Here is a 26,164-nt window from a genome sequence, read left to right as displayed (position 1 = left end):
CTCGAATTTTGTTCGATCGTAGTACTGGGCTTTTGGCTTCACCTCTACGATCAAAAGGATAAAATTCCAAAATTGCGTGATGGGGCGGTAATCAAATCCTGAGCTATTTAGAGTATGAATGCAGTTGAAAGCGAAGAAGCCGTTTCCAAGCTTGCTGAAGCGCCTTTTGACCCAGAAGGTTTCCCGTTCGCTTTTCTCGAAGCTTTCGGCAACAAGCCGACGACCCTCAAGCGGCTTCAGAGTAAAAGTAATAGCTCGAATCAATCTGACCTGCCTGGTGGTGTCCTCCAACGCAACAACATTCATTTGCTCGTCTGTTCAGAAGGCGAGGTGACGACTGCCCTCGCAGCTGTGCGGGAGAGTCCGGCGACGGTGCGGTATAAGGCGAAGATTCGCAATTGGGCGAATGGGTTTCCCTACGTAAATGGAGGGCTGTTTTCGGGTGGGGTGGAGGTGCCGCGTTTTAGTAAGATTGCGCGATCGTATCTGCTTCATGTGGGGAATCTGGACTGGACGAAGATCAACCCGGATATTTTCGGGTCGATGATTCAGGCGGTGGCGGATGAGGAGGAGCGCGGGGCGTTGGGGATGCACTATACGAGTGTGCCGAATATTCTCAAGGTGCTGAATCCGCTGTTTTTGGATGAGTTGCGATCGCAGTTAGAGGCGGCGGGGGACAATGCGCGGAAGTTGCTGAATTTGCGATCGCGGATGGCGCGGATTCGGGTGTTTGATCCGGCTTGTGGATCGGGGAATTTTTTGGTGATTGCGTACAAGGAGATGAGAGCGATCGAGGCGGAGATTAATCGGCTTCGGGGGGAGCGCGATCGCAAGTCTGAGATTCCGTTGACGAATTTTCGGGGGATTGAGTTGCGCCACTTTTCGTCGGAGATTGCGCGGCTGGCGTTGATTATTGCGGAGTATCAGTGTGATGTGCTGTATCGGGGGCAGAAGTTGGCGCTGGCTGAGTTTTTGCCGTTGAAGGATGATAACTGGATTACTTGCGGGAATGCGTTGCGGTTGGATTGGTTAAGTCTTTGTCCACCGACGGGGACGGGGGTGAAGGTGCAGCGCGAGGATTTGGATTTGTTTAGTACGCCGACTCAGGAGGCAGAGATTGATTTTGAGAATGAGGGGGGAGAGACTTATGTTTGCGGGAATCCACCCTATAAAGGAGGCACGGAACAAAGTGCTGAGCAAAAAGCGGATATGTCTTTGGTATTTGACCAGGTAACTAATACTTGGAAATCGCTGGATTACGTCGCTGCTTGGTTTTACAAGTTTTCTCTATATGCTGGATACACATCAGCCTCTTGTGCATTTGTTAGCACCAACTCCATTTGTCAAGGGGAGCAAGTAGCTCGACTATGGACCTTAGTTTTTTCTAAAGGACTAAGCATTAACTTTGCGTATACATCATTCAAATGGGCGAATCTAGCAGCTTATAACGCGGGTGTAACAGTTGTAATTGTTGGTCTTTCAGCTAATTTAGCTAGTGATCGATTTGTCTTTGATAATGGTGATGAAAGAGTACCTATTAAAAGAGTTGTTTCAAACATAAATGCTTATCTGGTTGCTCAGCCAAATATTTTCGTTGAGGCGAAGCTTCAACCAATGACGCTGGTTTCAGAGATGATGAACGGAAATAAACCTGTTGATGGCGGCTTCCTGATGCTGAGTCGCGATGAGGCGCAGCATTTGATAAAATCTGATCCGAAAAGTGGATATTTTATTAGGCAATTTCTTGGTTCATCTGAATTTATTAAGGGAAACCAGAGGTACTGCATTTGGATAACACAGGATCAGAGAGATTTAGCACTTTCGGTTCCTGCTATCAAAAACCGGGTAGATCAAGTTGCAGAGTTTCGCTCCCAAAGTAAGAAGGAGTTGACACGACGAGGGGCAAATACTCCTTGCGAATTTCAACAGGTTCGTCAGAAAGGCAATGAAACCTTAATTATTGTTCCGCGTGTAAGCTCTGAAAATCGTGATTATTTACCAGTTGGCATCCTTAAACAGGGTGCAATTATTGGCGATCGAAACTTCGCCCTCTATGATGCCCCACTCTGGAACATGGCGCTGATTGCCTCGCGCCTTCACTGGGTTTGGATCGGCACCGTCTGCGTCCGCATGAGAACCGATTTCTCCTACTCCAACACCCTCGGCTGGAACACCTTCCCCGTCCCCACTCTCACCGACCAAAACAAAGCCGACCTCACCCGCAGCGCTGAAGACATTCTGTTAGCACGAGAGCAATATTTTCCTGCCACGATCGCCGATATGTACAATCCCGATCGCATAGATACCGAATTTCCGCTAGTCAGGGAAGCGCACGATCGAAATGATGAAATCCTCGAACGCATCTACATCGGTCGCCGCTTCAAAAACGACACTGAACGCCTCGAAAAACTGTTCGAGCTATATACCAAAATGACCGCTCAGCGATCGCTCAAAAAGTCGAGCAACCGTAAACCTAGAGCAACGTGAGTTAAAGATGAGGCTAAAATTACATCACTGCTTAAGCAAAATTAGCTAATTTGTATCCTAACTCTCTCAACTCCCTTCAATCCATCAGCTACTCAATTATGCAACCCATTGAACGCACCGCTTCGATCGATGAGCAAGGTCAGATCCAGCTTGATCAACCCCTGAATATTGGTAAACACGATCGAGTTCGGGTGATTGTGCTAGTAGACGAAGACGAATTACCAGCAGACGAGAGTGATGAAAGTATTGCAGCAGGATTGCAGCGATCGCTCCAAGAATTTCGAGAGGGGCAAGCGATTCCTCTAGCAAATCTCTGGGATGGCATTGATGTCGAATGAAGTCGCTAAGGTTGAGGTCATCGCCTCCCCCGAATTTCAACGCCGCCTAAAAGCACTTGCAAAACGCTATCGGAAAGTCTATGACGACCTTCAACCCATCTTTGAAGATTTGGAATCCGGCATCTTTCTCGGCGATCAGATTTCTGGAACAAATTACACTGTCCTCAAGCTTCGCATCCGTAAATGCTCTACCACTGAGAAAATTCTTATGGATAGTGACCGTTTGCCAAATATTCACCCCGGCGAAATTCTGCGGATGGAATTTCTGGAGCCACTAGAGATCACCCCCTATCGGTTAAGTAAAGATATCGGTGTAGCCCAAACCCGCATCGGCGAGATTCTGTCCGAAAAGCACAGTATTACAGCAGACACAGCCCTACGCTTGTCGAAATATTTTGGGAATAGTGCTCAGTTCTGGATGAACTTGCAAACACAGTATGATTTACGTCAAGCTCAGGAAGAAAACAGAGAAATTTATACTCATATTCCTGTCGTCCAACTCACGCATTTAAACTAGCTGAAGCCACGATCACCGAGATATCCGATCGCATGGACAGCGAGTTCCCACTCGTCCGAGAAGCACACGATCTCACTGACAAAATCCTCGATCGCATCAATCGCCGCTGCAAAAACGACACCGAACGCCTCTAAAAACTGTTTGAATTGTATACAAAGACGACCCGTCAGCCAGCACTCGCGAAAAAGCTCGCCAAACGCAAAACCTAGCCACAATAGCCGACAGAGATCACTATGGTTACTCTTGAAAATCTAGAGCAATGGTTGCGCGCCCCCGCTGAAACCGAGAAACTCGAATTCAAAGAGGCTAAACAGCAATACGATACAACCAAACTTTTGCGTTACTGCATCGCTTTAGCCAATGAGGGAGGCGGTCATCTAGTCCTCGGTGTCACCAATAAACCGCCTCGAAATGTAGTAGGAACGCAAGCGTTTCCATCTGTAACTTCTCTAAACGACATCAAAGCTCTCATTGTCGAGAGACTGAGATTTAGAGTAGACGTTGCAGAGCTGAACCACGCCAATGGTCGAGTATTAGTTTTTGAAATACCCACCCGTCCCGTAGGACAAGCATTTACTTTTGAGGGTGCGTATTTAATGCGGGCAGGTGAAGATTTGGTGCCAATGACACCCGATATGCTCAAGCGCATTTTTGCAGAAGATCAACAGGACTGGTTTTCCCAATCCGCTCGCTCTGATGCTAGCCCTGATGATGTCATTGCCCTTCTCGATACCCAAACATACTTTGAATTACTAGACATACCCTACCCAACCAGTCGCGATGCTGTCCTAGAACGATTGCAAAGTCAAGATTTAATCAAACAGACCTCTCAAGGTTGGACAATCACGAATCTCGCAGCTATCCTTCTAGCGAAAAAGCTAGATGCCTTCTCCTCTGCCCTGGCTCGCAAAGCTCCCCGTGTTGTTATCTATGAAGGGATAAACAAGCTCCAAACCCGTGATGATAAGACAGGCAATCGTGGCTATGCAGTTGGCTTTGAAGGCTTGGTCGATTTCGTCCATTCAGCCGCACCACAAAATCGATTCATTGAAGAAGTCATGCGGGAAGAAGTGAAAATGTTCCCAAAACAGGCACTCAGAGAATTGATTGCCAATGCACTGGTGCATCAGGATTTTCTCGCCACAGGAGCTTCAGTGATGATTGAGATGTATGGCGATCGAATTGAAATTTCTAATCCCGGTATCCCTCCTATTCAAGTGGAACGCTTCATTGACGAATATCGTTCACGCAATGAGCAACTTGCTGACCTCATGCGTCGCTTTGGCATCTGCGAAGAAAAGGGGAGTGGTATTGACAAAGTAGTGAGCGCAGCGGAGGTTTTCCAACTCCCTGCACCAGATTTTCGAGTTGGCGAGACACGCACCACATCTATCCTATTTGCTCATCAAGACTTTTCTGACATGAGTAAATCCGATCGAGTCCGAGCCTGCTACCAGCATTGCTGCCTGCTATACGTTAGCAATCGGCAGATGTCGAACCAGACCCTACGAGAGCGATTTGGGTTTGACGAGTCAAAGAATGTCTTGGTTTCTCAAGTGATTGGTGCTACTAAGGAAGCGGGGCTAATTAAGGCTGATGACTCTGCTTCTACCTCGACTCGCTACGCTCGTTACCTCCCTTTTTGGGCGTAAAAGTGCTTAAATGCAAATCTGTATTGCAAGATCCCAAGGCTTCAAATCCTTGATTCACAAGGATCTAAGTGCTTAAAAACAAATGGAGAACACCCCGTCAACCTCTGCCAATCCCCTGATCGCAACGACGAAATCCTCGATCGTATCTACATCGGTCGCCGCTGCAAAAACGACACCGAACGCCTCGAAAAACTCTTCGATTTATATACCAGAATGACCGCCCAGCGATCGCTGCCAAAAAAATCAGCTAAAGGTAAAACTAAGCCATAATCCCTTCAGCCACAATAGAAATACAAACCCATTTACTCCCCAAACCTCATGACAGCCGCCGAAAAACTCTACCAGCTTATTCAAACCCTTCCCGAAAACCAGATCAACGAAATCCTCAACTTCGCCGAAGCTTTCCACCAAAAACAACCCACCCCCCCTCAACCCAGAGCGATTCCCCCCGGCACCCTCACCGGACTTCGGGGCATCGTCAAACGCTCTGGAGCAGCTCCTAGCAATGATGACCTGCAAGCAGAATACACCGACTATCTAACCCAAAAATACCAATAAGACATCCCGTGAGAATTCTCATCGATACCAACGTCATCCTAGATCTACTCCTGGAAAGAGAACCCTTTGTCGAAACTGCGATCGCGCTTTTTGAGCAGATTGAACAGGGCAACTTGGAAGGCTCGATCTCTTCGAGTTACCCGCAAGGGGTCGCCGCAACCACCATCACTAACGTTTTCTACATCATTCGCAAAACTGAAGGTCGTGAAGTTGCTCTTGTAGCCATTCGTCAGCTACTGATCGGTCTCCAATTTTGTACTGTCGATCGTCAGACCGTCGAGAACGCTCTCAGCTTTGGGTTGAAAGACTTTGAAGACAGCATCCAACTCGCCTGTGCAACCCTCAATCAACTTGATGGAATCGTCACTTGCGATCAGAAAGACTTCATGGGTAGCAACCTCCCCATTTACTCCCCTACAGAACTCTTAAACCAGCTCTAGCAGAAAAATACCTATGAGCAACCCGATCGCAATTCCCTCTGTTTCCGTCAGCTACGCCCAAGATGACACCTCCACCCGCCCCAACGCTCTCGGTATGCGCCCCATGCAAGAACGCGCTTACCAAAAGCGCGGCGAACAATATCTCCTAATCAAATCGCCTCCCGCCTCTGGTAAAAGCCGAGCGCTCATGTTCATCGCCTTAGACAAACTGGAGAATCAGGGACTCAAACAAGCCATCATCGTTGTGCCAGAGAAATCAATCGGTTCTAGCTTCCACAACGAACCCCTGAGTCAGTTTGGCTTTTGGGCAGATTGGCAAGTCGAACCTAAATGGAATCTCTGCGATGCCCCAGGCACTGATGGCGGCAAAGTGGACGCAGTGAAGAAGTTTCTAAAAAGTACTGGTCTGCACCCACGCCACCTTCCGCTTTGCCGTAGACAAATTTGGCATCGAAGTTTTAGACGATCGCTTAATCGCCGTGGACGAGTTTCACCACGTTTCCGCCAATCCAGACAATAAGCTGGGCGACCATGTGCGCCAACTCATGACCCGCGACAAAACCCATATTGTCGCGATGACAGGCTCCTACTTCAGGGGCGATGCCGAAGCCGTCCTGCATCCCGAAGACGAATCCAGATTCGACACCATCACCTACACCTACTACGAGCAGCTCAACGGCTACCAACACCTCAAGCAGCTCAACATCGGCTATTACTTCTATGCAGGCAGCTACACTGACAAACTATTGGAAGTGCTGAACCCCAGCGAGAAAACCATTCTGCACATTCCCAACGTCAACTCCCGCGAGAGCACAAAAGACAAAATCCGCGAGGTAGAACACATCATCGAAGAACTGGGAGAATGGCAAGGCACCGATCCCAAAACGGGGTTTCAACTGGTAAAAACTGCTGCCGGAACAATTCTCAAAATCGCCGATCTTGTAGACGACGACTCTACCAAGCGAGATAAAGTCGCTACCGCACTAAAAGACCCCGCTCACAAAAACGATCGCGATCACGTTGATCTCATCATTGCCCTCGGCATGGCAAAAGAAGGCTTCGATTGGATTTGGTGCGAACACGCCCTAACGATCGGCTATCGTTCCAGCTTAACCGAGATTGTCCAAATCATTGGTCGCGCCACCCGCGATGCACCCGGCAAAACTCGCGCCCGCTTCACTAACCTCATTGCCGAGCCAGATGCCACCGAAGCAGCCGTCACCGAAGCCGTAAACGACACCCTCAAAGCGATTGCAGCCAGCCTGCTGATGGAACAGGTACTCGCGCCGCGCTTCGAGTTCAAACCCAAGCAGCCGAGCAATCAAGCGACCCCTGGCTTTGACTACGGCGAAGGCGGCTACGATCCAAATAAGTGCAACGTAGGTGTCAATCCCGAAACGGGTCAAATCCAGCTAGAAATCAAAGGTCTAGCCGAACCCAAGAGCCAGGAAGCCGAACGCATCTGCCGCGAAGACTTGACCGAACTGGTAACAGCCTTTGTGCAAGATAAACCCACGATCGAGCGTGGTCTATTCGATGAAGAACTGGTGCCAGAAGAACTGACACAGGTTCGCATGGGCAAAATCGTCAAAGAGAAATTCCCAAATCTAGAGCAAGAGGATCAAGAAGCCGTTCGTCAACATGCGATCGCTGCTCTCAACCTCGTTCAACAAGCCAAGAAAACCATGAACGAAAGGGGTGGAACCTACACCATCTCCAGTAGCAGCGAAGCCGCTAAAAACACCGCCATCATCGACGGAGTGCGACAATTTGCCCTATCTGTCACCGAGTTAGACATGGATCTCATCGATCGCATTAATCCCTTTGGCGAAGCTTATGCCATTCTCGCCAAGTCCATGAGCGAAGACCGACTGAAGCAGGTTGCAGCGGTGATCGCCGCCAAACGGGTCAGCCTAACCGTGGAAGAAGCGCGGGAATTAACCAAACGAGCGCTGCGATTCAAGCAAGAAAAAGGCAGGGTGCCCTCTCTCACAGCGGTTGATCCCTGGGAAAAACGGATGGCAGAAGGGGTTGCTTTCCTACAACGCAAAGTGAAGGAAGAAACGAATGCCTAAAGACACCACTGATGATGATTTGGAATTACTCGGTGAGTTAGGTGTAGACCTTACTGCCGAACCGTCCGGTCAGCGTTCCGCCAAAGAAGAGCGGATTATCGCCGGATTCGAGGAAATCGAGCGATTTGTGGAAGAACAGGGCAGGCTCCCTCAGCATGGAGAAGAGCACGATATCTTCGAGCGGCTTTACGCCGTGCGGCTCGATCGCCTGCGGGAATCGGAGGAATGTCGCGCTGTTTTAGCACCGCTCGACTCTCACGGATTGCTAACGGCTGAAGCAGATACCAGCCTGACGCTAGAAGCAGACCTCGACGATGAAACACTGCTGGACTCCCTGGGCATCAATGCGGACAACGATGTGACTCAGCTTGTGCATGTGCGATCGCGTCAGGAAATCAAAGCAGCGGAGGAAGTCGCACAGCGGATTCTCTGCTCAGACTTCGATGACTTCAAGCCTATTTTTGAGCAAGTGCAGCGCCAGTTAGAAACAGGAGAGCGGCAAACCCTGAAATATCAAGACAATGCGGCAGTCAACCAAGGCGACCTATTCATTCTTGATGGGCAGAAGGTGCTAGTCGCCGAAATGGGTGAGCCGTTTGTCAGCGATTATGGTCGTCCAGACTGTAGACTCCGGGTGATTTATGACAATGCTACCGAGAGCGATCTTCTGCTGCGATCGCTCCAACGGGCATTAAACAAAGATAAGACCAGTCGCCGCATCACTAGCCCAGATTTCGGTCCACTTTTTTCCCACGTTGAAGCGACGGACGACTTACCGACTGGCTACATTTACGTGCTTAGGAGCAAATCAGATCATCCCTTCATCGCCGAAAATCGCTCAGTCATTCACAAAATTGGCGTAACCGGAGGAGACGTGAAAAAGCGGATTGCCAATGCGAAGAAAGACCCGACCTATTTGCTAGCAGACGTGGAAATCGTAGCAACCTTTAAGCTGGCAAATATCGATCGGAAGGGGCTTGAGGCTCTCCTTCAAAACTTCTTCAGCAGCGTTCGATTAGAGCTGGAATTGCAGGATCGCTTCGGTATGCCCGTGAAGCCGAGGGAGTGGTTCCTCGTTCCACTAGAGGTAATTGAGGCGGTGATTGACAAAATCCGGGAAGGAACGATCGAGCAATTTCGATACGATTCGGAAACCGCAAGCCTTGCGCCGTCTGCGAGGAATCCAGACGAGATAGATATTTAATCATTCAAATGCGCTTCTATCTAGGGATTCCCCAATCTAAAAGCTTGAAATGTATGCCAGGAACGAGACTTGAACTCGTGACACGAGGATTTTCAGACCACGGCACTAAAAAGCCTGTACCAATGAGATACAGGCTAAAACACCGATGAGATATGACTTGTTAGCTTGAACGAATGTACTAAACTGTGCTGAAATATGCTGGAATATTCCCGATTTCTTGCTCACATCTTGCTCACGGTGGCAAGGGTCGATCGCTTCGCTGCATGGCAATATCGAAAGCTCTTTGATGCACCTCATCACCGATCCAATGATGGTAAACATCAGAATGAATTTGATAGCTGTGTCCCATCTGAATCGCTGCTAACTCCGGTGCAATTCCAAATTCGATCGTCCTCACTGCCCAACGATGTCGCAGATTGTACGGCTTGAAAAAACCGTACCGTTTAAGCTGATTTGTTACCCGATGACCTAAATCAGAGTTGGTTTTTCCGGTAACGTTCGGTAGTTTGATATTCCACAAATGCCATTCGTCCCACCATTCGGGATAACACGCCCAGATCCGCCTAGCGCCTGTCTTCCCACCGCCGTTAAGGTCATCGGTCAATGTGAGGATCGGACTGTCTCGCAGTCGTTCTAAGTCGATATGAAATAGCTCATGATTCCGCAGTCCGTAGCAAGCCATTACCCCGAAACACCAGCCCCAAGCTTCATTTTCCTGATTTATGCGATCGCGCCATTCTGCAATCTCTTTGTCACTCGGCAAGTCACGCGGGTTTACTCGTTTGGGTGAGTATTTGCCGCGCAGTGATTTCGCATCCAGTTCAACGCCTGCGAACTTTGCCAAACGTCCAAAAGCCATACATCGCCGCTGTCGATTGCGGGTGTCCGGTTCAGTCTCAAGGATGCTTCGACGTAGAATCTCAGGTGTTAGCGGTTCATCCGGTGGCAACTGTGCGAAAGGTTGCCGATAGTCGGTTCGCCATGTGGTTTCACTTTTTGGAGTGCGCGATCGACGATTAAAGTATTCGATTTCATAGCGATCGATCCATGCCGAAACCGTGTCAGGTTCAGGCGTTTCCGGTTCAACCCAATCAGCCCAGCTAAATTCTCTTAGTCCAATTTGCACCGACAGCTTTTTCGCTTCTAATTCGGCTCGTTTCAGCCCCGCAGGGTTGTTTCGCAGTCCTAACGGAACGTACTGCCACAAATCTTTTCCATCGCCGCTCTTAGGCGGAACTTTCGCACGTAGGGACAATAAAGACCCCTTGCCCCGCGCTTCAATGGTCACGCCAAGGTTAGCCGCTCTTAGACGAGCGTTGATTTTGTCTAATGTCATTGTTCGATTAGTATGATTTGCGCTTCTCAGGAGGCGTATTTAGTTGCTCCTGGCATCGATTCACATGAAATTGCAGTGTTGGACGCTTTGATCCGTTAGGTGACACATCTCGATAGTGAAACCCTTTCTTGAACATTCCCGATCGATATAACTTTCTCAGTTTTTCGGCAGACAAATCGAGCGCGATCGCTGCTTCATTGGTGAAATACCAATTTTTTTCAGACATCGTTTTGTGTGTGAGATAGATGGTGTAGGGCTTTCAGCGATTTGCTTTGTAGTTCAGGTAGAGCATGAGAGCGCGTCTCACCCAAAGCAGTCGTTTGGTCGGATACGATTTTCGAGCGATCAACTCTATCAAGCGGTGGCATTCTCGCTTTAAGTCGCTGATTTGTGTGTGAGAAGGGTCTAAGCTGCGATCTCTATTGGTGGCGACTCGTGTTTCTCGCGCCATTTTCGCCGCTCCTCCCGTTCAGTTTCAAGACGATCGCGAATTGCATCAATGATCAAATTGAAATGCTCACGGAAGTAGGCAGAGCCGCTGCATTCCATCACAAGCCAGTAAACGAGATAGATCGATTTTGATTTAGTGAGCCGCTGATTTCCGTTGCGATCGCATCCGTTCGGGTTCAACTCGTCGGTTGCGACTCGAATCGACTTGCCACCTTTCTCGTACCCCAAATACGACAGGCAAGCTTTCACCGCACCAAAGAATGACCGCTGGCACTCCACAAACGGAAACAGCTTCACCAGTTCAGGCGAATTGAGAAACTTACGGTACAGTTTCTCGATCGCTTCTGATGTCGCGCAGAAAGCATTTACACCCGCCTTGAGTTCCTTTGGATTCTGAACGGTTGCCAACTTACCTAGATTGAGCAGTCGGAACAGTTTGACATTTTGCAGCCGCTTAAAGTTGCCAGCGCTGTAATGCGTCACCCGTTCTTTCAGGTATTGCCGCAAATCGCGATCGTCCTGTTCGTTCGGTTCCGTTGCGATTACATAGTTCCGAAGCTTTTCAATCCGACGAGTCGAAAATAGCTTCGTCATGTCGATCGCATCGTCGCGCCACTCTGGGACACCATAATCCGCGATCGCTTTGTTGATAACTTTGGGATACTTCAACCACAATTCAGCAAGCTTGATATCCCAAACTTCCGAATTCAGTTTCGGTTGCTTCTGCTCGTCAATTAATCGCAATCCTTTACCGAGATTGGCTTTAAGCATCAATTCCTTTTCCTCGCGGGTGAGGATTTCAGAATCCCTACGCCATTGACCAGCGCGATCGTTCTCGACTTCAACCACTTCGACTGATTCAAAGAAGCGATCGAGCAGATGCCGCAAATACTCGGAATTAAACGCTTGCTCAATATTGCGCGTGAGATGCTCCCACACTGCCCAAGGTTGAATCGATTGGGGTGCGTTGAATTCGAGCGCTTCTGATGCCAGAGCGATTTTCTCGCTCCATTGCTGAATCTTCCTACCGTCCAGTGACGGTGTGACGCATTCAGGATTACCAGAGAAGCGAGGTGCTGAAACGTACCATTCTGGACATTTGCGGCAACGTCCCATCATTTGCAACATTTGAAGGGGACTTAAAACCCCGGTCGCAATGAGCAACCCGCGATCGAATTCAGCTTGAATGTCTAGTCCACTTTGAGCCGTTGGAGTGTAAACGATCGCTTCGATTTCGTCTTTATGGATGATCTTGTCTGGATCGTCCATAAACGAGACGTTCTGTTCTGGTGTCTCGGAGCAGACAAGCTGAGTTTTAACTCCTTTCGATTTGAGGTAGCGATCGAGCAGTTTGGCAACCCGAATACTATCCGCCGCGATCGCGATTCTCTTGAATCCTTGCTCAATCCAGCGATCGAGCAGTGAGTAATAAATTCCCAGATGACTAAACGAGATTTCACCCGCTTTATTGCGACATTCTAGCCACTTGATTCGAGTTTGGGACTTCTTAAAGTCCTGCCTCAAAATCTGCATTGAGCCGCTTCGATGCTTCTGAATCACGCGGATATCGATTTGACTCAAGAACGCATCCGCCGCAATGAGTGAGGCACAACGAGCGATCGCGTCTAGGAATTGTGGCAGTTCGGTAGTTTTTCCTAGAACCTCTTTTCGGATGCCGCTGAACTCGTCGATCGCGAAAATGGTGTTTTCCCATTGGATTCCAGAAACAGCATAGGATTTGAAGCTGTCCGGAGCCATAAAGTAGATCCCCGGTTCACCTGCTTCGAGCATCATCCGGTGCTTACCTGGATCGTCTTGGTAGTGGAAAACATTAAATCCAAGTTTCTTAGCGCGTTGTGCGGTTTGGCGTAGCAATCCGTTTCGAGGTGCAACCCAAACGATCGCTTTGTCCTGAAACGGAATCAGCGACTTTAACATCGCTTCGGTTTTTCCCGCTCCTAGCCACCCTTGCAGGCAGGTTGTATCGTCGAACAGATCGAAGGTTGATGTCGATCCCGAATAGTTTTGATATCGGATCTCATTGCCATTAACCAGAGTTGGCATCAGGAAATCGCGTTGTAATTTGTCCTGATACTGCCTGAATCGAAATACCCGTTTACTGATTAGGCGATCGCGGTTTGGCTGTTCACTAACCACGTTTTGGACAAACTTCAGTGCGTCGATCGAAAAGGTTCGTAATCGACGTAGAACGGCTCCGTATTCCATTTTGGCGAAGCCTTCAGAATGGGGTGTGTTGCCAGCATCCGAGCGTCGCGACACTTTCTGTATTGCGGATACCAGCGATCGATGGATTTCTGAAGATCTGGATCGATAGAAATTGCGCCCAGTTTTAGCAAGTTCATTCGATGTTTTATCGTTTCTGCCTTGCTCACCTCTCCCCTTTTGCCGTTTTTCCGAACTTTGTACACTTTCGCTTGTTCGATGTCTACTTCCATTCTGGACATAGCAAGCCTCCAAAATTGCTTGAATAATTTTGCTGCGTTCTGCTTGATCGTCGTGCTCTTCTGTCAGTGCTGTGAACTGCTCGTGTGTCAGCAATTGAGCCGATTCGATTTCGGCTTGTGTTGCCTCGTCGATATCGTTTTCTTGTTTTGTGCGCTGATTCCACCAAAGGAATTTAGGCTCTAGTTCCCACTGCCGTAAAGTCTCAACTGTGCGATCGTTCCGCCGCATCACATGAGAATTTAAGACATCGCCAGCATCAGGAACAATCACGATCGGCAGATTCGGGAATGCCTCGATCGCCGCTCTCAACTGAATCGGTGAACTCGCATGATTCCCGCCAGCCGCACCAATCACAACGGCGTTTAATCGCTGTGATGCCAACAGTGGCTTGATTCCGGTTCCTTCGACGAGTGCGATCGCCGTTGGATTCTCGACTTTATAAACGGCGATCGGTAGCTCGTCGGTTCCTGGATAATACTTTCCGCCTTTCAAATTGTGCCAACGATATCGACCGCCTTCGCCCGGATCAGCAAGTCGCCACTGTGCCCCTACGTATTTGCCGTCTAGTCCTTTGAAAGGGACTGCATAACCGATTTTACTGGAGACAGCGATCTCAGAATTAGACAAGCCTCTACGGATTAAATCAGCACGATCGCGCTCATTCAATGACCCATTAGCCAACCAATCACGGTAGGACTGATCGCGCTCGTCGATCGGCATTGTTTCGGGTGGCTCTGGCTTCTCACGTTTACGATCGAGATATGCCGCATGATCGAACGACTGAGAATCAGGTGCAAATTGCATCCATAAGCCGTCTTTGGTGAAGCCTAACGCCTTAAATCCCGGTGCTGATTCTGCCATCATGCACAGAACAAGCGGTTTATCGTCGAAGGTGCGACACTTACCGGAAACGTTGCCGCAAACAGGACAGGGATTCGATTTTTTGGTTGGAATCAGCTTCGATAAGGAGGTGATCATCGCACACCTCCGTTAACCGTCCGCTCGATCGCTTGCCAAATCGTGTCAGAATCTCGACTTGAGCCGCAAAGCTCGATCGCTCGATATGCTTGCGATCGAGTCAGTTGAATCGGTGCATACCAGTCGTTGTAATGAATGTAGAAGCGATCGTCTGCTAATGAAAAGCGATCGGGAACTGGTTCGAGAATCAGATCCGGCGTTCTTTCCGGTTGGAAATTAGCGAGTAGGTCTAACTGCTCACGATCGACTAGCTCGAAGACTTGAGAATCATTCTCACGCCTGTTAGAATTGGTACGTGATTTCCACGCTTGCAAACCGCAATTTTTCGGCATATCTTGAAGACTAATAATTTGTGAGGAGGCGCATCGCAAGCGCCTTTTTTCGTAACTGAAAGGAACGATACCCGATTTCTTAGTAGTTTCGTACCCCCTCCTCAGCGGAGAAAACGCTAGGAGTCTTGCGTAGCAATCATTTCAGGTACATAAGCAAAAGAGTCTGTTTCAGCAATTTTTGATACTTATTTATTGTTTTTGTTTATCAGTTGGAATATCTGTCATTCGTTTACGTCCAGGAGTGCCTTTTTTCCGCTTTTGAGTGGCGTAAATCTGCCCGGTTTTCTCGTCTACAACAGCATGAGTGAAAGCGTTTTGCGGGTCGCTCTCAACATCTTTTGTCCATCGCTGCAATGCCCCAATGAAGGCAGTGTATTTTCGCTTCACTGCCGATCTCGCCTTCTTGACGGCGTTATTGTCTGTCGGTTGCGAAACGATGATGATCTGAATTGCTGCAAATAAATCGTGATTAACGCGCCAGTCCGCTGAATCTAGATAGGGATTTATGCCTCTTCTGAAATCAGCAATCATCTTTCGAGTGACCTTAGTGGCTTGATCTTTGGATGTGTACTGCGTCTGAACCGCTCGATTGATTTCTTCAAACATCGCCATTACGAAACTGTCAAGAAAGTTTTGATTCCAAGGATTCGGAATATTCATCAATTCAAAAGCTTTGAAAAACACCTCGATTAATTCAAACTTCGCGTAAACGTACTCCCCGTGAGATTGGAGCGCTCGATAGTCTTTTCGGTTATATGGGGATTCGTTCACCGCAATCGTTTTCAAGTAGTCGCGCAAACACCACGCGATCGCAACCTTCCACTGCATCAAAATTGCCAAAGCTAGTCGCAAATCTGCCAATAAAGTCAGATTGCCATTAGTGCGATCGACGTGTACCTCTAACCCGTTCATCAGTGCATTAAGACAGCCAACGATATCTCGCTGCTGTGCTGAGATGTCTAATAGCTTTTGGATGTCCGGTGGAAGCTTTACGCCGATCGTGATTTTGTTCAGATACCTATCAACGATCGGAATAGCTGGAGGTGTAACAACAATTTTTGAACCAGAGCGCTGATAGTAGCTCTGCTTAAAGTTGACTACGGGACGGTTAAGGTTTGACATTATTTCTTTCTCAATTTGGTTTTTGTTTCTACCGATCGCTGCAAAATTCGCCTCAAAACGTACTGCTTCTGCCCTGAATCAAACTGGATCAGGCAGTGGTTTGGAAAATCCGCGTCACTTTCGATGATCACTCCGGTTCGTCCGGTCGGTGTTTGGATACGATCGCCCGTCTTAAATTCCTCGCTCATGCCGCCACCCGTTTCGATTTCGCGATCCAAAGTCCGATGTCAGTCTGAGATTGCCAGCATTCGATCAACTGCGATCGCTTCTTTTGGGACAATCCAGCGATCGAGCATTCTTTCCAACTGGACGTTTTTGGAATCCAACGGAACAAGCGATCGGGTTTCTCCTTAAATGGCGGAATCCAGAAAAAAACCTGTTCGGCTCCAAGTCGTTTTGATGTGGCACGAAATTCTAATCCGACTGGATCAAAATGTTTGAATTCAGGCAGGCAAAATGATGCAAGGTTCATCGATTTATCTCCCAACGTGCGAAACTAATTCGGTCAATCGTGCATCGTCTAAAACCGCTGCGAATTGTGCAGAAAATATTGCTGCATTCAAATTCGGAAACAAGCGATCGAAATAATACGAACCGCCGTAAGTTTCCCAAGCAAGGCATCGAATGAAATCTGTACCAGAAGGAGCGATCGTTAACCCGAAACTTTCATTATCAAGATTAATTCGGCATCTGATTCCGCCGTCGAATATTTCAGGATTGTATCCGCGATCGAGCAATTCATTTAGGAGTTCTGAGAGTTTCATTTCTGGGGTTTCTCCGATTTGGTTTCTTGAAAAGTCTTTCGGTAATTCGGACAATAACGCTTTGGGAAATTTCCCGTTTTGAGTTTGTTGTATCCGTTGCGATAAGTGCGATCGTTTCCACATCTAGGACAGTTCATATTTGCGGTTTCTCTTGATAGTTTTGGTGAGCGATCGTAGATGGTGCTAACTTCTTGGTTAAGTGTCCTGTAAGTGTCCCCCTTAAGTGTCGCGGAAAGTGTCGCGGAAAGTGTCCTAAGTGTCAGTGACACTATTTCAGGCTTCTGGAGACACTTAAGACACTTTAGCGGATGACACTTAGCGAGATGCAGTTAATGTTAGTTAATCGCTCGAACCTGCTTCGATGGACTTCCCTTTCCTTGAACGATGCGAAACTCAAACTTAGTAGGGTGAACATGAGCAAGTGTACGGCAACGTCCTTCGATATCGCCTGAAGTTGTGCCCGGAAATAACTTGTTAACAGATCTCAAGATGTCTCTTGTACTAATCCATCCTTCATTGTCTTTCTGCTCACGAATTAACTTAACGATCGCTTCGGTTAAATCATTTTCTTGATTTGTGACTTGAACCGTTCGTTTAGCCACTTCGTTCTTGAGTTGATCAGCAAGTAAATCGCCTTCACTTGGATTGCTTCCGATCGGCATTTGTTTGATGACTTTGCCAGAGTCGCGATCGTAAGCAGAGTAGTTTTCAAGCTTGGGAGTTGGGATAAATTCACCCGCGATCGACATCACACGATCGACTGGAGACTGACTTACCATCTGATTGAATTCGGCAGAGGTTAATGATTCAGAATTTGATCTGCCGTACTGAATCAGTTTCTTTGCCCGTTGGTATTCGTCTTGTCTGAAGAATCCCACTTGAGTAAAGTTCTTCAGCACTTCATCAGAACCAAAAGAATCACCCGCATTGAATGACTGAGTGATGGCGATCAAGTGGATGCCTTCACTGTCTCCGGTGCTGATTGCTGAAACTCCGAATCGTCGGAACTCTGCAAATAATTTGTCCGAAACAGACTCTTTCACCGTGAGCATTTCATCCAGTACGAGAAACAATCTCATCCCACGGGTGACATCAGCCTGAGAAACCAAGTTACGCGCTTCTGTCAGAAACTCGATCACTCTCTTCTCGTAGTCAGCACTGCTTAGTGCAATTCCCTTAAATGAAAAATGTTTGATGCGATCGTGCTGCCAATAGCCTGATTCTTTTAAGTCGCCTTTGGGGTCAAGGATGAGCGCGATCGCGTTGGGAAATTGATCCAGCTTCCATCGCAGTAGATTCGCTGCAAACATTCCCTTACCACTGCCTTTTGAGCCTGCAATGTAGAAAGAGTTATTGCGATCGCAAACTGCTTTAACTTGCTGGATGGTATCTACCGGAGCCTGAGCGGGTGAATCATTCCAGTTTGATGTTTGTACAGGAACCTCGATCGCGCTTTGTTCTCCAAGTTGTGTTTGAATCCGAGCAGGTTGTTTTTCTGGCAATTCTTGAGGCATTGGAACACCTCCACCCTGATCAATGGTGAAGCACAACCCATCTAGAACCCGCAAATACTCACGCGCCATCAGATTCGCGTCAGCACTACCAGATTCTTCGTAATTGTCTAGAAAGATGTCCCATGCTGCGATTAGGTTTTTTGCCTCAACTCCTTTGAGATGGCAACCATACAGTAGGTCTAGAAGTTGGGGACATTGCTTTAATGCTCTAAGCTCAATTTCCCTACGAGAAATGCACTGATTCGCCTCTCGGTAAGCAAAGAAAGCTAATGCAGCCGCGCCCAGTGGTAACGCACCAATTAAGCCAACCGTCCCACCTCCGAGCAATCCAATGATTCCGCCTGCAACCGCTAACCACTTCGAGCTAGATGCGACTGAAACCGTTTGAGCGTAGGTCTGTTTCGCGATCGGCGCGAGATTTTCTAACGTCTCTTTCACTGTCCAGCCGCATTCTTCGACATAGTGCCCGAATAGTGATTCGTCATGAGATGCGGTGGCACGATCGCTACTCGTTTGGTTGTACCGGGTTAGATTAGATCCCATCGGTTGATTACTCCTAAAACTTGATCAACTGAGAAGCGCCCTAGAGACAGCCATCTCTAGGGCTTCTGATTATTTCTGCAAATCTTGAGCAGCTTCGGCTCTCAATCTGCGCTGATGTTCCCGGTAGTGTCGAGACTGCCGAGCAGTGAGCCGCAATTGCTTCATCCAGCTAGAGAACTTCAGACAGATTTCAAATCCGACAACCGCAATGATCGCCCCGATGATGCCGGGAACATTCAGAACACCATTTGTGAAAATTTGGAATGCCCACAATGCACCGATAACCTCAATTCCGTAAGCGATCGCAGATGCCCCTTGCATATCCTTAAACAGTCGCTCAGAGCTACGTTTCGCCATATCCACCGCTTGTGGAAGCAATGAAGGAGAGTTGCGATCGGCTTTCGGTTGTGCCACTGGGGAAAGTTTCAGTTTCACCGCTAACCGTTCAGCCATACCGGGGAAGTAAGTATCGAGTCGCGGGAAGATTTCGAGCAGTTGCAATCCCGCGCCCAACACAACGGATAAAGCAACTCCAGAAGCAAAGTCAAACGGAATCGGTAGACTTCCCGCTAGTGCTGGAATGAGCAATCGACCATAAGCATGAATGCCGATCGCTAAACAAACACCCGCGCCAATATAACCCGCTGTCATCATCACCGATGGACTGAGCAAGATGCTTGCGAGTTTCTCGATCGCGTCTCCGAGATGTGCCCCGGCATCGATACCGACTGACTTTTCGGGCTTGTCATTTGCGGACTTGGGCTTAAATCGATTGTTATCGAATTCGTTGTTTCCAGTGTGGACGGGTTCAGTTTTTCCGGTAGGTTTCATCGGATTAATCCTCGTTGTCTTAGTACTTGGGTGATTTTCTCGATCGGGGCTTGTCGGATGTTTTTCACAGTGCCGAGATAATCGACTTCTGCGGTGTAGCCAGATGCCGCGCTGCATAACGCTGTGCCCGATGGCAACAGTCGCTTATCTTTGCGGTTGGTTGGGTCATACCAGGCGTTATTGCCTTCGACGAGCGGATAACGTTCATTGATGAGCAAGCAACGACGAGCGCGATCGAGTGCGATTCGTTCGTTTTCTGCCACGGTTGCAGTTTGTTGCTCGATCGTGTTGCGTTGCTCTAATTGAGCATTGGACTGCCGATAGAGTGTGATGGCGAGTGGTAATGTCGTAGCGGCAAGGATCGCGCCCAGTGCGGGAACTTGCCATTTGAGCGGAAGATTTAGGCTCATTTCTCCCTCCCTTGCACAAAGTCTTGATGGATGCGGACTGCGAGAAAGTCGATCGCGGCTGGAAGAATTGGAGCTAGATACAAAACCGCGATCGCGACAAGAATTGCACCGATTAAATCGTTTCGTTGCTCTGGGGTCATTGCAGATAAACCCCTTCTTTCAATTGCTGAATCAGTGCATTCATCAAGTCGAGTGCTTCATCGCTCGAAATCTGGTTCTGAGCAAGAAGCTCGATCGCGCTGAATGCGTCCGAGTCGTTAGGAATGATGAACGCATCATTGATGTGCTCTTGTAGCGAGATTTCTTCGTCGCCTCTTTCCTGCGAAATCGTGTCGTGATACTGCCAATCGGTGACTTGAAGCAGTAGAGCAAACTTCTCGGATGCGGTCAGAATTTGCAGGCGATCGCCGTACTCGTCAATCAATGCTTTGAGTGCTGACTGATTCGACGTGCCGTAATAGCTGATCGAGCTATGTTTCGTGGTCATAATGTTGGAATCTCCAAATGGTGAATTTGTGGGATAGTGCCGATCGCTGAACTTTCCTACGGCAAAGCGATCGGCATTTCGTCTACTTACGGTCATCAACCGCCTTTTGAGCGATCGCGTTAAATCCTGACTCTACATAAGATGCAAGCTTCATCAGTGCTCGATCGTCGTATCTGGCACGAAACAGCATTGCTTCTAAATCCACGGTGGGAGCGACTCGCGAGACGCAATCGGCAATAAACGATCGTGGCGTTTCAGGATTGTCCGGTGGCTCATCAAGCCAGTTCAGGACTGAATTGATCGTCATTGATGCCAGTCCCCAACTGTTAACGTAATCCTCGCCGTTGTGCTGGAATGTTTCTGTCAGTGGGTGCATGAATGGAGCGCGATCGATGCCGATTCCTTCTAAGCTCTCGTTCCCGATTCCAAAGTCCGAAGCATTGGGGCATCCAGTATTGGCAATTGCTCGAATCGCCTCATGAGTTAGAGCAATGCCACGATCGCCATAACGAATATGATCTTCGAGTCGTAAGCCTGACTCTTCCAGAAGTCCAGCAATGATCGCGACTGCCTCAGCGTTGAACATTTGCTTTTGATCATCGGGTAGATTTTCAATTGCCTTTTGTCGGACGAATGGAAAATCATCGATCATGCGAATCATTGCTTGCTCTACAACTTCACCGCCGTGACGCTCGACCATTTTGAGAATGCCTTGATTCAGAGCATCGTAATCTTCTCGTTTTGCTGCGGGTGCAAGTCGTTTAATCACGATCGCGATCTTGGTTTCGTCGGTTGACTGAAATCCTTTAGTCATGTCGAAAAGTTCCTATCGTTTTGAATCGAAATCGGTGATCAGTGGTCTGTCTGGGGGAATCTGCGATTTGCTCTCTGTATGACGAATGATTGCCAGTGCCGAATAAGCTCCTAATACAAGTGCCACAAGTGCTACAAGCATCGATCGCAGAGAAAATTGAGCCATAATTACCTCATGTCATTTTTTTTGAACCTGCCGATCGCTTTTCATTCCCGTCACAGGCTGAGAGCGATCGGCTTTTTTGCTGCTACGGCTTCACCAATTGTCCAGATGTCCAAATTTTGAGATTCAGTGGCAGTGTGCGTTTATAGTCGCCGCACTGGATGACGATGTATCTCAGGCGATCGCCAAATAAATACGATGCGTCACTCCATCTCTCTTGAGCTTCGTAAATCTGTGCATCGTCATCACATTGGATGAGCGCTCGATCGCTCTCGATGCTGATTCGGGATTGTTCAACGTTGAAGAAGCTTGCGATCGTCTGTTGTAGAACTAAATTCGTTTCCATGTAACTAAGCCAAAACGTTACGGTGATTGTGTTTTGACTCGTCTAGCCTGAGTATCTTGGGGAACTATCGATGCAATCTGAGCAAAGCTTGATAGGACAGGCGATCGTATTTTTCGAGCAGTGTTTGATTGTGCTGAATCCGAACGATCGCCAGTGGTCTGAACGCTTCAGACTTGATTTTAAGGTGATGATTAGTCAGCATTATGGGTAAGCTGACCAGTCGTAGGCTTCAGACAAATCATTGAGGCTGTCTGATGATTCCGGATGGAGTTGCTTCTGTGCTGTTTGCTCTTGAAGTACCTCTGTTTCTCCACAAGATTGAATTCTGTTAGGAAAGTCGAAGCTTGCGATCGTTGTGTCTGCGTCATGTTCAAGAATGAAATTAACAGCCTCTTCGACATCGTGATAAACACCTGACGCAACCAGAAAGTTTAGGTATGCGGTAGTCTTGGCTGAAAGAAAAACTTGCATTAGATTGTCTCCATTTGAAAATCAACATCTAGCGATACACCCTGTTTTGCTTGAATCGGTGCAACATCTTGCAGCTTAGAAACGGTGCTGCATGGCTCACCCGATCGACACTTCAACCATTCACGGAGCGCATTGTTTACCACCGCTCCGATCGACGGGAACATCTCGGAATCTGCGATCGCTCTTAGTTCTTCGACATACAGCGAATCAATCACAACCCGTTCTCCTTTTCCGGTTCGTGGTCTAGCCATTGATTCCCCTCCGAGCAAGAAGCAACATTCCCTGAACGTGTGCGGTCTGTGCATCGTCACCCAAGCAAGTGATGTCTGGGTTCTTCTCGAATGCACTCTTGATAATCTGACTACCGCCCCCGATGATGAACACTTTTTCGAGTCTGTCCTGTACGGCTGACAACTGCTTAATTGCAGGCATCACAGTGCTTTGAATCCAAACTTTCAGGTGATCGCTGTAAATCTCTTCAAAGGCGATTTTCTGACCACCGTACAGGAACTTACCCGCTCGGATTCCTTGCAGAATTAATGAGGCATCTGGTGTACGGCTCATCAATCCAGACCATCGCTTGTCCGCCACGATCGCCGCAATCAAATCATTCACGCCGCGATCGAGAACTAACCGACCTGCGGGAATGGTTTTACCGTTCGATTGAAATGCTTGGGTGATGGTTGTGCCGCCGCCTAAGTCGATCGTGCCAATCTCAGCACCCAGAGAGAAAAGCTCTTTTGATCGTCCATAAACGAACATTCCTGAACCTTCTCGCATCACAGCGACTTGCTTAATGTTTGCGGTGAAGTGCTTACCGTTGCGGATGACTTTGTGAGTTCCGAGCAGTTTCGGCTTCAGAGTTTGAGCGAGTTCGTTTAGCTCTGGCATCGATGCGACTAGAACAATATCCATGTGTTCTCCGTCGATTCGTGGGGCAATTGCAGCAAGTAGCATCTGCAACCCTAAATCGACTTTGCCGCGATTTCCGCCGCGTGACACCAGGCGTTCAGCACGATCGGGGAGCAAGGTTAAAGCACTCGATCCGGCGATCCACTGCTTCCCGATCAAATCAGCGCGATCGCCGTCGATGTACTCGACATGAGCGGAATTCGCATCGATGTACTTGAAATCTTCGACTTCCTTCCATGAAAAAACAGGTGCATAAACCGCTTCAGATACCCAAACTACATTCGAGTAAGCAACCTTAATTTCATGATTTCCGACATCGAAGGCGATCGGAACCGTCGTAGAAATGGACTCAGATTGATTAATGGCGTTTAGTGGATTTGCTGGCATTTCGTAGGCATTCATGGCATTTATTACCCTGGATTGCGAATAGTGGAAAACTTGAAAGAACCGTTACGCTGTCAATGTTTGAGCCATTTTCAAAGATGAATTAGTTCTATGGATTGAATGGCGTTATGTGGCGTAAAACGGATTAATTGGTGATTCGTGGTGTTTCTCTCCAATATGTTAGCACAATATCAGAAAAGATATATCTTATTTAATCTGTTTCAATCGGTTAGGATGAAAACCAGATGAAATAAGCGTTTCGAGGATTTCAGAACAGGTATGATTACTTCTGACAAGATTGCTCAAGATTCAATGGCAAGACGCAACACGGAAAAAGTCACGTTCACCTGTCCACCAGAACTCAAGAATGAGTTGGAAATTTTTGCTGAGAACGAAAGACGAACACTAAGCAATCTTGTCGAAGGAATTGTGGCTGATTGGGTAGCGTTGCAGAAACGCAAACAAGAAAAATCCAATCAGCCGAAACAGGACGATTAATCGATCGAGCGTCCGTTTACAACCATGCAAGGACGGCGATCGACGGTGCGAACTTCGATCTTTCGATGTGGCAAAGTGCGTTTCATCTGTTCAGCGTGAGCGTAAAATGCTGCATTCTGTTTGCCGAATTCAACGCCGCTCCGGTATCCTTCCGTGTGAACGTCCGAGTACAAAAGGGACATTGTTCGGATGCAATCTTGAATCGCTCGGACGATCGCCGCTCTTGTCTCCGGTGTTTTGGCTGCCTTAAGTCGAGTTTGCAAACTGAGCAACCGCCACGTTGCCCGATCGCTTGCGAACTGAGTTTCGATTCTGACGCTTGGATTCAATACGTCTTGAGCCGAAACAGTTTGGGGGATCGATGTTAACATTCGTTTTATGCCTCGTTAGTGGGGTTAGAGCCGATCGCACGTCCTGACAAACAACGCGATCGGCTTTTTGATTGGCTGGAAATTCCAGCGGATCGGCTTCTTCGTTCAGAAGCTCGATCGCTGAAATCTTGTAGAATCTTGCACCGCTCCCCCTATCCGTTAAGACTCAAGTTCCTAGCCAGTGCTGAATTGTGATGGTTCTGTAGTGCCGATCTGCTTCCTCTCGGCTTGGTATCTTCGATACTCTGGCGAGTCCTGCTCACCCCGTCGAAGCGGTTGTCTCTCCGCCTGACACTTACAGTTATAAATCAATAGCAATACAATAGCAATACTATTGATATTGCATTTATTTATCAAGCGTTTATTGCTATAACCCTTACTACGCAACGGATATAAATCAATAGTATTATTTTTGATAGATAGGTTTTACTTATTTCTTTAGTATTGCTATTGATAAGAAGATAAAGATAGTATGTGAATCAGTAGTAATTTATTTAGGTAACGATCATGTGCAATCCCGCTATGCCTCGGAGTACCAGAGCCTTCAGAATTGACGATCGGCTTTTAGAAGCTCTGGATAAACTTGCAATGAAAAGCAACATCTCAGCGAATAAATATCTTGAGAATTTATTGATGTCGCACACTAAGCAAGTCGGAGAAATTCCTATGGACACTGAACCACTGGGAGATCCTAGAGGCGGAAAACGCGCTAATTCTGGTAGACCGAAGAAGACCGAATCGACAGACGAAACCGATCGCTCTGATTCCGAGAATTAGCCCGATCGCGTAAAATCAATCACGAATCACCCCACCGGAGAAACCGACGATGACGCAAGCGAATCCAGACCGACTCGATCGCATTGAAGCAACACTCGAAACCGCTGTATTAGCGATCGCACAATTAGCCAATCGCCAGAATCAAACTCAGGTACAGCTAGACCAATTGCAGCGAACTGTAGAGGCGAACTCTCATCAAATCACCGCAAATACTGAGCAAATCGCGCTCAATACCGAGCAAATCACGGAAATGAGAGCAGGATTTGTTCGGCTGCAAAATGTTCTTGCTGATTACATCGCCAGCCAAGGACGTTAACGGATGACAGCTTTTTCACCGGAAAGACTCGATCGCTCCACTAGGTAACGCTTCCACGGATGACAAGAGCGATCGACCTTTTTCCCAACATCGGGAAATACAGGCGATCGATACAATGGATGGAAATAGTACAAACCTTCTTATGGACAAGAAAACCGAAGCTGAATTGCTCGATCGCATTGCTGCATTAGAATCCCAAGTCGAAGCACTCACCCCGAAACCGCCACAAGAAAGCGAGATCGCCCGACAAGTTCGAGAGCTTAACGAGTGCGATCGACAAATGCGCGAAAAGAGACTCGTCGCGCAGTTGAGAGCAAATACGATCGACACTGCCGAGCATTAACGGGAAATCAATGTACCGAATCTCGATCGCAACGATTCCGAATCATGGCGTAGTCACGATCGAGCAATTGGCGGAAATTCTCGAAACCGATGTGCAAGCGATCGAGCAGGATGCTGAAAGATTCGGCTTGTCTGTGGACGATCTAATCTGGCAGTGCACCAAATTGAAAGCGATCGTTTATCCGGGTGAAGGGAAGCGATACACTCGATCGCCCATCTGAGCAAATTTTCTTCTGAGCAAGCCGATCGGGAATTTCTCGATCGGCT

Annotated in this window: 35 protein-coding genes; 14 read left to right on the top strand and 21 right to left on the bottom strand. The window is 48.0% G+C overall.

Annotation, left to right across the window (positions count from 1 at the left end):
* Positions 1 to 114 precede the first annotated feature (114 nt).
* The 9 genes from NIES2104_RS12060 to NIES2104_RS12020 all read left to right on the top strand — a co-directional run bounded on the left by NIES2104_RS12060 (position 115) and on the right by NIES2104_RS12020 (position 9,271).
* On the top strand, positions 115 to 2,487 hold the full coding sequence (locus tag NIES2104_RS12060) for a DNA methyltransferase (RefSeq protein WP_058998442.1): 2,373 nt from the start codon (positions 115 to 117) through the stop codon (positions 2,485 to 2,487).
* 98 nt (positions 2,488 to 2,585) lie between these two features.
* On the top strand, positions 2,586 to 2,825 hold the full coding sequence (locus NIES2104_RS12055; RefSeq protein ID WP_058998441.1) for a hypothetical protein: 240 nt from the start codon (positions 2,586 to 2,588) through the stop codon (positions 2,823 to 2,825).
* Entirely contained in the window at positions 2,806 to 3,342 is a 537-nt protein-coding gene (locus NIES2104_RS33410) for a HigA family addiction module antitoxin (protein WP_263970948.1), read from the top strand. The genes NIES2104_RS12055 and NIES2104_RS33410 overlap by 20 nt, the downstream gene beginning before the upstream one ends.
* Before the next feature lie 233 nt (positions 3,343 to 3,575).
* Positions 3,576 to 4,994: an ATP-binding protein gene (locus tag NIES2104_RS12040; protein WP_058998439.1), complete on the top strand. Its 1,419-nt coding sequence runs from the start codon at positions 3,576 to 3,578 to the stop codon at positions 4,992 to 4,994.
* Between the two features lie 318 nt (positions 4,995 to 5,312).
* Entirely contained in the window at positions 5,313 to 5,552 is a 240-nt protein-coding gene (locus NIES2104_RS12035; protein WP_058998438.1) for a DUF2281 domain-containing protein, read from the top strand.
* A gap of 8 nt (positions 5,553 to 5,560) precedes the next feature.
* Positions 5,561 to 5,992 (top strand): PIN domain-containing protein, encoded by a 432-nt coding sequence (locus tag NIES2104_RS12030; protein ID WP_058998437.1) that lies wholly within the window; start codon positions 5,561 to 5,563, stop codon positions 5,990 to 5,992.
* 13 nt (positions 5,993 to 6,005) lie between these two features.
* Positions 6,006 to 6,512 carry a DEAD/DEAH box helicase family protein gene (locus tag NIES2104_RS33405; RefSeq protein ID WP_263970947.1) on the top strand — a complete coding sequence of 169 codons (507 nt, stop codon included), beginning with the start codon at positions 6,006 to 6,008 and terminating at the stop codon, positions 6,510 to 6,512.
* The gene (locus NIES2104_RS12025; protein WP_263970946.1) at positions 6,472 to 8,067 is read left to right on the top strand and encodes a DEAD/DEAH box helicase; all 1,596 of its coding nucleotides are present in this window, start codon (positions 6,472 to 6,474) and stop codon (positions 8,065 to 8,067) included. Before NIES2104_RS33405 ends, NIES2104_RS12025 begins: the two co-directional genes overlap by 41 nt.
* Positions 8,060 to 9,271: a GIY-YIG nuclease family protein gene (locus NIES2104_RS12020; protein WP_058998436.1), complete on the top strand. Its 1,212-nt coding sequence runs from the start codon at positions 8,060 to 8,062 to the stop codon at positions 9,269 to 9,271. The genes NIES2104_RS12025 and NIES2104_RS12020 overlap by 8 nt, the downstream gene beginning before the upstream one ends.
* Before the next feature lie 232 nt (positions 9,272 to 9,503).
* Here the strand turns inward: NIES2104_RS12020 and NIES2104_RS12015 are convergent, their stop codons facing one another.
* From NIES2104_RS12015 to NIES2104_RS11950, 16 genes are all read right to left on the bottom strand, one after another.
* Positions 9,504 to 10,607: a hypothetical protein gene (locus NIES2104_RS12015; protein WP_058998435.1), complete on the bottom strand. Its 1,104-nt coding sequence runs from the start codon at positions 10,605 to 10,607 to the stop codon at positions 9,504 to 9,506.
* A gap of 7 nt (positions 10,608 to 10,614) precedes the next feature.
* Complete coding sequence (locus tag NIES2104_RS12010; RefSeq protein ID WP_058998434.1) at positions 10,615 to 10,833, bottom strand: hypothetical protein; 219 nt, start codon at positions 10,831 to 10,833, stop codon at positions 10,615 to 10,617.
* A 179-nt stretch (positions 10,834 to 11,012) separates the two neighbouring features.
* Entirely contained in the window at positions 11,013 to 14,501 is a 3,489-nt protein-coding gene (locus tag NIES2104_RS12005) for a DEAD/DEAH box helicase family protein (protein WP_058998433.1), read from the bottom strand.
* Positions 14,498 to 14,833 carry a hypothetical protein gene (locus NIES2104_RS12000; RefSeq protein ID WP_058998432.1) on the bottom strand — a complete coding sequence of 112 codons (336 nt, stop codon included), beginning with the start codon at positions 14,831 to 14,833 and terminating at the stop codon, positions 14,498 to 14,500. Before NIES2104_RS12000 ends, NIES2104_RS12005 begins: the two co-directional genes overlap by 4 nt.
* A 189-nt stretch (positions 14,834 to 15,022) precedes the next feature.
* Entirely contained in the window at positions 15,023 to 15,955 is a 933-nt protein-coding gene (locus NIES2104_RS11995; RefSeq protein ID WP_058998431.1) for a hypothetical protein, read from the bottom strand.
* Positions 15,955 to 16,143 carry a hypothetical protein gene (locus tag NIES2104_RS11990; RefSeq protein ID WP_058998430.1) on the bottom strand — a complete coding sequence of 63 codons (189 nt, stop codon included), beginning with the start codon at positions 16,141 to 16,143 and terminating at the stop codon, positions 15,955 to 15,957. Before NIES2104_RS11990 ends, NIES2104_RS11995 begins: the two co-directional genes overlap by 1 nt.
* Entirely contained in the window at positions 16,140 to 16,427 is a 288-nt protein-coding gene (locus NIES2104_RS11985) for a hypothetical protein (protein ID WP_058998429.1), read from the bottom strand. The genes NIES2104_RS11990 and NIES2104_RS11985 overlap by 4 nt, the downstream gene beginning before the upstream one ends.
* 4 nt (positions 16,428 to 16,431) lie before the next feature.
* Positions 16,432 to 16,842, bottom strand: a complete 411-nt coding sequence (locus NIES2104_RS11980; RefSeq protein ID WP_058998428.1) for a hypothetical protein — start codon at positions 16,840 to 16,842, stop codon at positions 16,432 to 16,434.
* A gap of 212 nt (positions 16,843 to 17,054) precedes the next feature.
* Positions 17,055 to 18,776: a hypothetical protein gene (locus NIES2104_RS11975; RefSeq protein ID WP_058998427.1), complete on the bottom strand. Its 1,722-nt coding sequence runs from the start codon at positions 18,774 to 18,776 to the stop codon at positions 17,055 to 17,057.
* A gap of 69 nt (positions 18,777 to 18,845) precedes the next feature.
* Positions 18,846 to 19,607: a hypothetical protein gene (locus NIES2104_RS11970; RefSeq protein WP_058998426.1), complete on the bottom strand. Its 762-nt coding sequence runs from the start codon at positions 19,605 to 19,607 to the stop codon at positions 18,846 to 18,848.
* The gene (locus NIES2104_RS11965; protein ID WP_058998425.1) at positions 19,604 to 20,017 is read right to left on the bottom strand and encodes a hypothetical protein; all 414 of its coding nucleotides are present in this window, start codon (positions 20,015 to 20,017) and stop codon (positions 19,604 to 19,606) included. The genes NIES2104_RS11970 and NIES2104_RS11965 overlap by 4 nt, the downstream gene beginning before the upstream one ends.
* Positions 20,014 to 20,157, bottom strand: a complete 144-nt coding sequence (locus NIES2104_RS31740) for a hypothetical protein (protein ID WP_156426934.1) — start codon at positions 20,155 to 20,157, stop codon at positions 20,014 to 20,016. The genes NIES2104_RS11965 and NIES2104_RS31740 overlap by 4 nt, the downstream gene beginning before the upstream one ends.
* On the bottom strand, positions 20,154 to 20,600 hold the full coding sequence (locus NIES2104_RS11960; protein WP_058998424.1) for a hypothetical protein: 447 nt from the start codon (positions 20,598 to 20,600) through the stop codon (positions 20,154 to 20,156). Before NIES2104_RS11960 ends, NIES2104_RS31740 begins: the two co-directional genes overlap by 4 nt.
* Complete coding sequence (locus NIES2104_RS11955) at positions 20,587 to 21,318, bottom strand: hypothetical protein (RefSeq protein ID WP_058998423.1); 732 nt, start codon at positions 21,316 to 21,318, stop codon at positions 20,587 to 20,589. Before NIES2104_RS11955 ends, NIES2104_RS11960 begins: the two co-directional genes overlap by 14 nt.
* A 12-nt stretch (positions 21,319 to 21,330) precedes the next feature.
* A complete protein-coding gene (locus NIES2104_RS31735; RefSeq protein ID WP_156426933.1) occupies positions 21,331 to 21,483 on the bottom strand; it encodes a hypothetical protein in 153 nt (50 codons plus the stop codon).
* An 82-nt stretch (positions 21,484 to 21,565) separates the two neighbouring features.
* A complete protein-coding gene (locus NIES2104_RS11950; RefSeq protein WP_058998422.1) occupies positions 21,566 to 21,826 on the bottom strand; it encodes a hypothetical protein in 261 nt (86 codons plus the stop codon).
* 70 nt (positions 21,827 to 21,896) lie between these two features.
* On the opposite strand from NIES2104_RS11950, the gene NIES2104_RS31730 reads away from it, so the two are divergent.
* Positions 21,897 to 22,037 (top strand): hypothetical protein, encoded by a 141-nt coding sequence (locus NIES2104_RS31730; RefSeq protein WP_156426932.1) that lies wholly within the window; start codon positions 21,897 to 21,899, stop codon positions 22,035 to 22,037.
* Here the strand turns inward: NIES2104_RS31730 and NIES2104_RS11945 are convergent.
* From NIES2104_RS11945 to NIES2104_RS11935, 3 genes are read right to left on the bottom strand one after another with little or no spacing between them, the layout of a single operon-like run.
* Positions 22,028 to 22,297, bottom strand: a complete 270-nt coding sequence (locus NIES2104_RS11945) for a hypothetical protein (protein ID WP_058998421.1) — start codon at positions 22,295 to 22,297, stop codon at positions 22,028 to 22,030. The two genes, NIES2104_RS31730 and NIES2104_RS11945, sit on opposite strands and share 10 nt — an antisense overlap.
* Positions 22,297 to 22,548 (bottom strand): hypothetical protein, encoded by a 252-nt coding sequence (locus tag NIES2104_RS11940; protein ID WP_058998420.1) that lies wholly within the window; start codon positions 22,546 to 22,548, stop codon positions 22,297 to 22,299. Before NIES2104_RS11940 ends, NIES2104_RS11945 begins: the two co-directional genes overlap by 1 nt.
* Positions 22,541 to 23,611, bottom strand: a complete 1,071-nt coding sequence (locus NIES2104_RS11935; protein WP_058998419.1) for a ParM/StbA family protein — start codon at positions 23,609 to 23,611, stop codon at positions 22,541 to 22,543. Before NIES2104_RS11935 ends, NIES2104_RS11940 begins: the two co-directional genes overlap by 8 nt.
* Before the next feature lie 261 nt (positions 23,612 to 23,872).
* On the opposite strand from NIES2104_RS11935, the gene NIES2104_RS11930 reads away from it, so the two are divergent.
* The gene (locus NIES2104_RS11930) at positions 23,873 to 24,091 is read left to right on the top strand and encodes a hypothetical protein (RefSeq protein WP_202815053.1); all 219 of its coding nucleotides are present in this window, start codon (positions 23,873 to 23,875) and stop codon (positions 24,089 to 24,091) included.
* Here the strand turns inward: NIES2104_RS11930 and NIES2104_RS11925 are convergent.
* On the bottom strand, positions 24,088 to 24,462 hold the full coding sequence (locus tag NIES2104_RS11925; protein WP_058998418.1) for a hypothetical protein: 375 nt from the start codon (positions 24,460 to 24,462) through the stop codon (positions 24,088 to 24,090). The two genes, NIES2104_RS11930 and NIES2104_RS11925, sit on opposite strands and share 4 nt — an antisense overlap.
* An 826-nt stretch (positions 24,463 to 25,288) precedes the next feature.
* On the opposite strand from NIES2104_RS11925, the gene NIES2104_RS11915 reads away from it, so the two are divergent.
* Positions 25,289 to 25,555, top strand: coding sequence for a hypothetical protein (locus tag NIES2104_RS11915; RefSeq protein WP_058998416.1), 267 nt, complete (start codon positions 25,289 to 25,291; stop codon positions 25,553 to 25,555).
* Here the strand turns inward: NIES2104_RS11915 and NIES2104_RS31725 are convergent.
* Positions 25,552 to 25,689, bottom strand: a complete 138-nt coding sequence (locus NIES2104_RS31725) for a hypothetical protein (RefSeq protein ID WP_156426930.1) — start codon at positions 25,687 to 25,689, stop codon at positions 25,552 to 25,554. The two genes, NIES2104_RS11915 and NIES2104_RS31725, sit on opposite strands and share 4 nt — an antisense overlap.
* A gap of 8 nt (positions 25,690 to 25,697) precedes the next feature.
* Between NIES2104_RS31725 and NIES2104_RS11910 the strand changes: the two genes are divergently transcribed.
* Both NIES2104_RS11910 and NIES2104_RS11905 read left to right on the top strand, forming a co-directional pair.
* Positions 25,698 to 25,898, top strand: coding sequence for a hypothetical protein (locus NIES2104_RS11910; RefSeq protein ID WP_058998415.1), 201 nt, complete (start codon positions 25,698 to 25,700; stop codon positions 25,896 to 25,898).
* A gap of 10 nt (positions 25,899 to 25,908) precedes the next feature.
* Positions 25,909 to 26,118: a hypothetical protein gene (locus NIES2104_RS11905; RefSeq protein ID WP_058998414.1), complete on the top strand. Its 210-nt coding sequence runs from the start codon at positions 25,909 to 25,911 to the stop codon at positions 26,116 to 26,118.
* Positions 26,119 to 26,164 lie beyond the last annotated feature (46 nt).

This window comes from Leptolyngbya sp. NIES-2104, from assembly GCF_001485215.1.
GTDB lineage: Bacteria > Cyanobacteriota > Cyanobacteriia > Leptolyngbyales > Leptolyngbyaceae > Leptolyngbya.
Note: the sequence above shows the minus strand (reverse complement) of the source record. Positions and strands in the feature narration are given on the sequence as shown.